The sequence below is a fragment of the uncultured Bacteroides sp. genome, from assembly GCF_949298305.1.
Taxonomy (GTDB): Bacteria; Bacteroidota; Bacteroidia; order Bacteroidales; family Bacteroidaceae; genus Bacteroides.
Map to the genome: position 1 here is coordinate 21055 of NZ_CASFWU010000070.1, position 7456 is coordinate 28510.

General features: G+C 45.2%; 6 protein-coding genes. All 6 read right to left on the minus strand.

Going from position 1 to position 7456, the window contains the following annotated elements; all coding sequences use genetic code 11:
* Positions 1-13: 13 nt before the first annotated feature.
* Genes Q1Y74_RS10115 through Q1Y74_RS10140 form a run of 6 tightly spaced genes read right to left on the minus strand, consistent with a single transcriptional unit; the run spans position 14 to position 7036 of the window.
* A complete protein-coding gene (locus tag Q1Y74_RS10115; protein WP_366914102.1) occupies positions 14-1846 on the minus strand; it encodes a V-type ATPase 116kDa subunit family protein in 1833 nt (610 codons plus the stop codon).
* The gene (locus Q1Y74_RS10120) at positions 1843-2448 is read right to left on the minus strand and encodes a V-type ATP synthase subunit D (RefSeq protein ID WP_300814167.1); all 606 of its coding nucleotides are present in this window, start codon (positions 2446-2448) and stop codon (positions 1843-1845) included. The genes Q1Y74_RS10115 and Q1Y74_RS10120 overlap by 4 nt, the downstream gene beginning before the upstream one ends.
* 22 nt (positions 2449-2470) lie before the next feature.
* Positions 2471-3799 (minus strand): V-type ATP synthase subunit B, encoded by a 1329-nt coding sequence (locus Q1Y74_RS10125; RefSeq protein WP_300814168.1) that lies wholly within the window; start codon positions 3797-3799, stop codon positions 2471-2473.
* A gap of 20 nt (positions 3800-3819) precedes the next feature.
* Positions 3820-5574, minus strand: a complete 1755-nt coding sequence (locus Q1Y74_RS10130; RefSeq protein WP_300814169.1) for a V-type ATP synthase subunit A — start codon at positions 5572-5574, stop codon at positions 3820-3822.
* A 19-nt stretch (positions 5575-5593) separates the two neighbouring features.
* The gene (locus tag Q1Y74_RS10135) at positions 5594-6433 is read right to left on the minus strand and encodes a DUF2764 family protein (RefSeq protein WP_300814170.1); all 840 of its coding nucleotides are present in this window, start codon (positions 6431-6433) and stop codon (positions 5594-5596) included.
* Between the two features lie 12 nt (positions 6434-6445).
* Complete coding sequence (locus tag Q1Y74_RS10140; RefSeq protein ID WP_300814172.1) at positions 6446-7036, minus strand: hypothetical protein; 591 nt, start codon at positions 7034-7036, stop codon at positions 6446-6448.
* Positions 7037-7456: the final 420 nt, after the last annotated feature.

Below are 7456 nucleotides of genomic sequence, written 5' to 3' on the forward strand. Positions count from 1 at the left end.
ATTTGTTTCTAATTTATTTGTTTTCTATGGTTGTGAAAGGAGCATATTCTTCTCCCTTACCGTTATAACCGGAATTCTTGAAATACTCCACAAAGGTCAGACGAAGCGGGTGTACGAATGCGCTCAGACAAGACATGGCTATGTTCAGAGAATGACCGAACACCAGAATAAGTCCGCAGAAGAGCCAACCCAATGCGGGACCTGCGGCATCGTTGACCATGAAAGCAAGCTGATTGAAAACGCCTCCCAACATACCACCGGCCAAGCCTAAGGCATAAAGACGTATGTAAGAAAGTACATCACCCATCAGACCGGTAGCCATATTATAGGTGTCCCAAATACCCGCACCGATATTGACAAATACATTCCGATGGATGTTATTCAGCAAATAGATGCCAATAGCCGAAATGCTGCCTATAATGATGAAGGCCCAAGTGGACACATTTTCTGATATGACCTCGAAGAATGAAAGTCCGCCGGTACACACACCGCCAACCACCAACAAGAGCCAACCCCACGAACTGAGTGACTCCTTGAAGCCGAAGCGGACAGTACTGCTTATTGCCTTCACCGTCATAGCGATGCAAATATGCACCACACCGATAATCAGAGCAAGCAGCATCTGCTTGTCATAAGTGGTTTCGCCAATCTTGCCCACAATCATAAATTGCTTGAGGCTGTCCGGCAAATCCAAATCGAACAGACTAACACCGAAGCAAGTACCCAAGATAGCACCTATCACAGCCGTGAAAATGCCCAAAGTAATCACCAGGTTCATCATGCCCCTCAACGATTTGGACAACTTCTTCTTCAAGATAAAGCCCAAGATAATCAGTACGACTCCATAACCGGCGTCGCCCATACAGAAGGCGAAGAACAGCGAGAAGAAAGGTGCCAGAATGGGAGTCGGGTCAAACTCGGCATAATCAGGCATACCATACATTTTGGTCAGCACTTCATACATACGGGCAAAGGCATTATTACGCAATTTGATGGGTGCATTATCTTCCTTCGTAGCATTCCTTATTTCATAATATACGCCACTGTTGTCCAGCAGTTTCCTCACCTCGGGTTCGTTGTCAACCGGTATCCAGCCTTCCAGCAAGACGACAGCCCCGTCGGCCATGCGCTCGCTGTTCAACTTCACCTTCAGCAAGTCAATATCACCTTGAAGCAACAAGTTGCCGCGCTCCAGCGTCTTATAGTTGGCCTTACAGAAATCCTTGAGTTCGGCCCGCGCCTGCGCTATCTGCGATTCGGTATCCGCTTTCCGGGCCAACAGTTCAGACAGGCTCGATGTCGGCAGACGGAGTGGTTCCATATCCAGTCCATCCTCCAGACGAGCGGTAACCGTTACAAAGTAGATGTGTCCTCCCTGTTCCTGGATGCGAATAGCGTTATATTGCTCTTCCCAGGCTTCATCATATTCCTTTTCCGTACAGGAATAGAACTGTACATACCACCCGGCATCTCGCAACTTGTTCACAGCGTTCCAGTCGAAGTTACCCCATATCTGCATCTGTGCAATATCCTTTTCCAGTTGGGGCAGCTTCTGTTCCAGGTTGAGGATACGCGCCTGCAATTCTTCGTATACGCCGATTACCTCATCGGCTGTCACTCCTGTACGGACAGTATCAGCCACCTCCTTATCAGCCAAGTTATACATGGCGTTCAACGTATTCTTGTACGAAGTACGTTTCTGCATGAAGCGTTGCAGTCTTTCGTCCATTTCACCGCATTGCTTCTCTACAATATGCACCACTCCCAACTGGCGGATCTGTTCAAGAAAATCTTCGTACTCCTTATGATAAATAAGGAACGTGAGCTTCTTCATTTTTGTAATCATGCTTCTGCCTCCTTCCTTTTTTCCTGATGGGATTTCATGATTTTCTGTGAAGACTTGGAAAGATTCTCCTCATCCTCCATAAAGCGTTTAATCTTACGCAAAGCATCTTGATACCCGGGTATTTGCACCTTCTCAAAAAGATTGACCTTCTGGGTCGTCTTCTTGCGAGCATGTTCCAGCAAATTCAGCTTAGCCACCATGAATTCGCGCTCGATGGCCGTATGTGCCAGTTCTTTCAGCAAGTGCAGCCCGTCCGCATACCATTTGGGGGCATTGAACATGCAGTAAGGACGTATGTCGAAATCGACATTCTCGAGTAAAGGCACCCGCACTCCGGCAATCTTCTTCACACCCAAATGGACGTCGCTGACTTTAATCAGCGAGGCGTCAAATTCATTCCAAAGGGCAAACATGGCTTCGTAAGCTTGAATTTCCTTTTCCAACCTCTCCTCCAGAGCAGCAGTTTCTACCTTGCATCGCTTCACTTCCATGCGGAGGGCACTTTCCTTGTTCTTAATGATAGGCAAAGTGCGCACCCGTACTTTCAGCTGCTTCTCCAACTGTTGCAGGGAGGTTTTGTTATATTGAAACTTAATAGCCACTTTTTTCTATGATTATTAGTGATTAATTATTCTCTTTTGGCCAAAATTCATCCACCAGTTCTTTCTTGATGTTCACTTCTTCGGGACGGAAATATTTACCGAAAAGTCCCCACGCCACATCAAGCATCTCTGTTGTGTCAAGGTTGACATCAATGGCCAGCAACTGGTTGGAGTAGTCTTTGGCAAAAGCCAGCGTACGTTCGTCATAGTTGGTCAAGTCGAAACCGTTCTCCAACTTGGTCTTCGCATTAGCGGCATCGGCATACAAACGTACTGCCGCATTCATCACCTGAGGATGGTCCTTACGAGTTTTCTTGCCCGTAACCAACTGTTTCAAACGGGACAACGAGCGGAACGGGTCTACAATAACCTTTCCGATGTCACTATCGCGACGCAGGAACAACTGACCTTCCGTAATATAACCGGTATTATCAGGTACGGCATGTGTAATATCACCTCCCGACAGGGTGGTCACCGCAATGATAGTAATTGAACCACCGCTGGGGAACTGCACCGCCTTTTCATAAATCTTGGCCAAGTCTGAATAAAGCGAACCCGGCATGGAGTCTTTCGACGGAATCTGGTCCATACGGTTAGACACGATGGCCAATGCGTCAGCATAAGAAGTCATATCGGTCAGCAAAACCAATACCTTTTCATTATGTTTTACCGCAAAGTACTCTGCTGCCGTCAGTGCCATATCAGGAATCAACAGACGCTCAACCGGCGGATTCTCAGTGGTATTCATAAAGCTCACGATGCGGTCGAGAGCACCGGCATTGGAGAACACGTTCTTAAAATAAAGGTAGTCATCGTTCGTCATACCCATACCGCCCAAGATAATCTTGTCCGTCTCTGCACGCAAAGCCACATTGGCCATTACCTGGTTAAAAGGCTGGTCAGGGTCAGCAAAGAACGGGATTTTCTGTCCGGACACCAACGTATTGTTCAAGTCAATACCTGCAATACCGGTAGCAATCAGTTCCGAAGGCTGCTTGCGTCGCACGGGATTTACCGAAGGACCACCAATCTCCACTTCCTCACCTTCAATCTCCGGACCGCCATCAATAGGGTCACCGAAGGCATTGAAGAAACGGCCGGCCAACTGTTCGCTCACCTTAATGGTAGGAGCCTTACCCAAAAACACGACTTCCGCATTGGTAGGAATACCTTCTGTACCCTCAAAAACCTGCAAAGTTACATCGCCACCGGCAATCTTAACTACCTGAGCCAGTTTACCGTTCACCGTTGCCAACTCGTCATACCCCACACCCGTAGCCTTTAAGGAACAGGTGGCCTTGGTAATCTGAGTAATTTTAGTATATATCTTTTGAAATGCTTTTGTTGCCATTTTCTTACTCTTATTTACAATTATGCCTTTCGCTCTTCAATCAAATCGTGCAATTGTTTGCGGAAACCGTCGTATGCCTCAGACTTGAATTCTGAATAATTCATCTGCTTACAGATATTAATCATCTTTTTGAAATAATCCATCACTTCATTGAAGTTGTCGAACTCAAACTCTGTATGGCAGATGTCAATTACCATATTCAGGATTTCTTCCTGACGTTCCATCGGAGTCACCGCATCAATCTCGTCGAAAGCATCTTGCTGCAAGATGACAAAATCAATCAGTTCTGATTTCCAGAAGATAACATGATAGTCAACAGGAACACCGTCATCACCCAAGATATTGATTTGCTCGGCAATCTCCTTACCACGCTGCAAACGGGTCTTGATTTCATTCACCTTCCCTATCCACTCACCGTTAATACGTTTAGAGATATAAGCCTCAAACTCAGGATATTCAATGTATTTGGAATAAGAATCAATCGGATTGACGGCAGGATAACGCTTCTTGTCCGCACGGTCTTGTTCAAGAGCATAGAAACAGCGGGCAACCTTCTTGGTATTTTCCGTCACAGGTTCCTTCAAGTTACCACCCGCAGGCGACACTGTACCGATAAACGTAATGGACCCCGTCTCGCCGTTGTTTAAGACCACATAACCGGCACGGCCATAGAAATTGGAAATGATGGAAGACAAATCCATAGGGAAAGCATCAGGACCCGGAAGTTCCTCCATACGGTTAGACATCTCACGCAAAGCCTGCGCCCAACGGGAAGTGGAGTCGGCCATCAGCAACACTTTCAGTCCCATGCTGCGGTAATACTCGGCAATGGTCATTGCAGTATAAACGGAAGCCTCACGGGCTGCCACCGGCATGTTTGAAGTATTAGCAATAATAATAGTACGCTCCATCAGTTTGCGACCAGTATGAGGGTCAACCAGTTCAGGGAATTCCGTGAAGATTTCCACTACCTCGTTGGCACGTTCGCCACAAGCGGCAATAATAACGATGTCTGCTTCAGCCTGTTTGGAGATGGCATGCTGAAGCACGGTCTTACCCGTACCAAACGGGCCAGGAATAAAGCCCGTACCGCCTTCTACAATCGGATTCACAGTATCAATCACACGGACACCCGTCTCCAGCAACTTGAAAGGCCGCGGCTTTTCCTTATAGTGCGTCATCGCACGCTTCACAGGCCATTTCTGTATCATATTTACAGGAACGTCGTTTCCTTCCTCATCCGTCAGAACAGCTATCGTATCTTCAATGCAATAATCACCCTCAGCGACTATCGACTTCACCGTACATACTCCTTTCTGATTGAAAGGCACCATGATTTTCAAAGGCTGGAAGTTTTCATCCACCTGACCCAACCAGGCAGCAGCCTCTACCTTATCGCCCTTTTTTACTAAAGGAACAAAATGCCATTTTCTCTCTTTATCCAAAGGATAAGTATACTGACCACGTTTTAAGAAAACGCCTTCCATCTTATCAAGGTCGTTTTGCAGACCATCGTAATTCTTTGAAAGCATTCCCGGACCCAAAGTCACTTCGAGCATGTGTCCGGTAAACTCAGCTTCGGCACCTACCTTCAGTCCACGTGTACTCTCAAACACTTGCACATACACATGGGTACCTACCACCTTAATCACCTCCGCCATCAGCCTGTCACCGCCCGTTGAGATATAACAAATCTCACTCTGAGCTACAGGACCATCAACGACGAGTGTCACCATATTGGCTATTACGCCACTAACAGTTCCTTTTGTTGCCATATAATTATTTTGATTTTATTTATCTGAATTCTGCAGGTATCTGCACTTCGTCTTTAAGGTTGGCAATGATTTTGCGGAACATCTGATTGCCCTTCTCCTTATCTAGCGAAATCCAACGTTCAATCATTTCCAACTGCAAGAGAAAAACAAATAGACGCTCAACGGTAAAATAATTGAAGAAAGTGGCTTCTTCCATCCAGTTCCAGCGCAATTGGTCTATTTTCTTCTCACGTTCAAGCAACTCTTCCGTTTCACTTATCTTGACCAACTGATCCAAACAATCCACATCACTGCCCAAGCCGAAATCACGTGCATTAGAAGTACGCAAAGAATCACAAATTTCCGAATCACCGACTATCAGTGAAGCTACGTCCCACTTGTATTTGCGAGCAGTCAAAGCCACCAACACATTATTAATGACTTGATTGAAAGCAAACCACGAAGAGACAAACTGATTCCGACACTTCACGGCATAAGCATAATAGAGAGCTGTCAGACGATTCTCCAACTGTACCTCCTCCTCTCCTGAAGATGCAAAATAATCGGTAATAAAAGTTGAAAGATAGGACGGGAAAAGGCGTTCAGATACTTCATTGCCTTCCTTGAGCGACGAAATGTAATCAAGCAGTTCTTCCACCGAATAAACTCCGCATTGGACAATGACCGCATCTCTGTCCTTCAACAACTTCAAGACATTGGCATTGTCAAACTTCAGATAAAACAAATCCAATAATTTTCTATCCTCAACAGATAAAAAAGGATAGAATTCAGTCTTAAAGTCAGCCACTGTATAACTCAGCTTGCCATCCTCTAAACTCAACTCAGGCAAACCGGCTACCAGATAATAATATTTACTCATACCTAAAAGAATTTAGAAGAGCATTTCCACCAGCTGCGGACGCAGGAATTCCTTGAAATAATTCACGAACTCCTCTTCTCCAAAATCCATCTTATAAGAGCCATTGGCAGGAGATATGGTAAACAAAGTTTTAATACCATTCACTTGTTCAATCTTGACCCCCTTATCCAGAAGATTTTTCGCCTTAGACATAAAATACTTCTTCAAATCTGCCGCATCAGCTGTAGAGATAACAATTGGCTCATCCACACTCCATTTGGTAGCCAGCGCCACAATAAAAGCATTTAAAAAGTCCTTATTGGTTGCAAATGCCTTTACGTCGGCAGTCACAATCTTGTCAGTTACCAAAGTAGCGATTTCAGACTTCAACGCATTCACAGCCTGGCCGGCAAATAGTTTCAGTTCAGATTGAGTATTCTCTGCCATTTCATCAGCAGACTTACGGGCAGCAGCCAAAATAGATTCAGCTTCCTTACGGGCGTCGTCTACTATTTTTTTGGCATCGTCCTGAGCCTTAACGATAAGTTTCTGTGCTTCTTCATTGCCTTTCTCTACCCCTTCGCGGTAGAGCTTATCGGTCAACTCTTGAATTTTGTTTTCCATATTACAAGGATATATTATAATTATAATTATTTACAAATGCAACAATAGATTTCTATCTTTGTCAGATGCACGCCAAAAATACGAAAATCCTTGCGATAATAAATGAAAAGTAGAAAAGAAAAAATTGCTTTTTACTAAAAAGATTCGTTTCTGACTATTATTCATCCCAAAACGCTGGATTATTACCAAATAAGAATTACAAACCTAATAAATTTCACCATATCTGATGATATTGCCCTCACGCACACGAGCCTAATTCTTCCAGCCAGCGAGAAGGAAGACAGACAGAAGTTCAGATTTAAGGTCTATACAGAAAGGCAGTCGGGACATAAACAAAAAGGCGACCGAGGCATACACAAAAAGAAGCCCCGCCGACCTCCCTTTCAGGAAGCGGCGGGGCTCTCGAAGACGGCGACGACC

Excerpts from the sequence above, each read along its gene's own strand:
- Q1Y74_RS10115 (WP_366914102.1), bottom strand. The coding sequence starts at position 1,846 with ATGATTACAAAAATGAAGAAGCTCACGTTCCTTATTTATCATAAGGAG.
- Q1Y74_RS10125 (WP_300814168.1), bottom strand. The coding sequence starts at position 3,799 with ATGGCAACAAAAGCATTTCAAAAGATATATACTAAAATTACTCAGATT.
- Q1Y74_RS10130 (WP_300814169.1), bottom strand. The coding sequence starts at position 5,574 with ATGGCAACAAAAGGAACTGTTAGTGGCGTAATAGCCAATATGGTGACA.
- Q1Y74_RS10135 (WP_300814170.1), bottom strand. The coding sequence starts at position 6,433 with ATGAGTAAATATTATTATCTGGTAGCCGGTTTGCCTGAGTTGAGTTTA.
- Q1Y74_RS10140 (WP_300814172.1), bottom strand. The coding sequence starts at position 7,036 with ATGGAAAACAAAATTCAAGAGTTGACCGATAAGCTCTACCGCGAAGGG.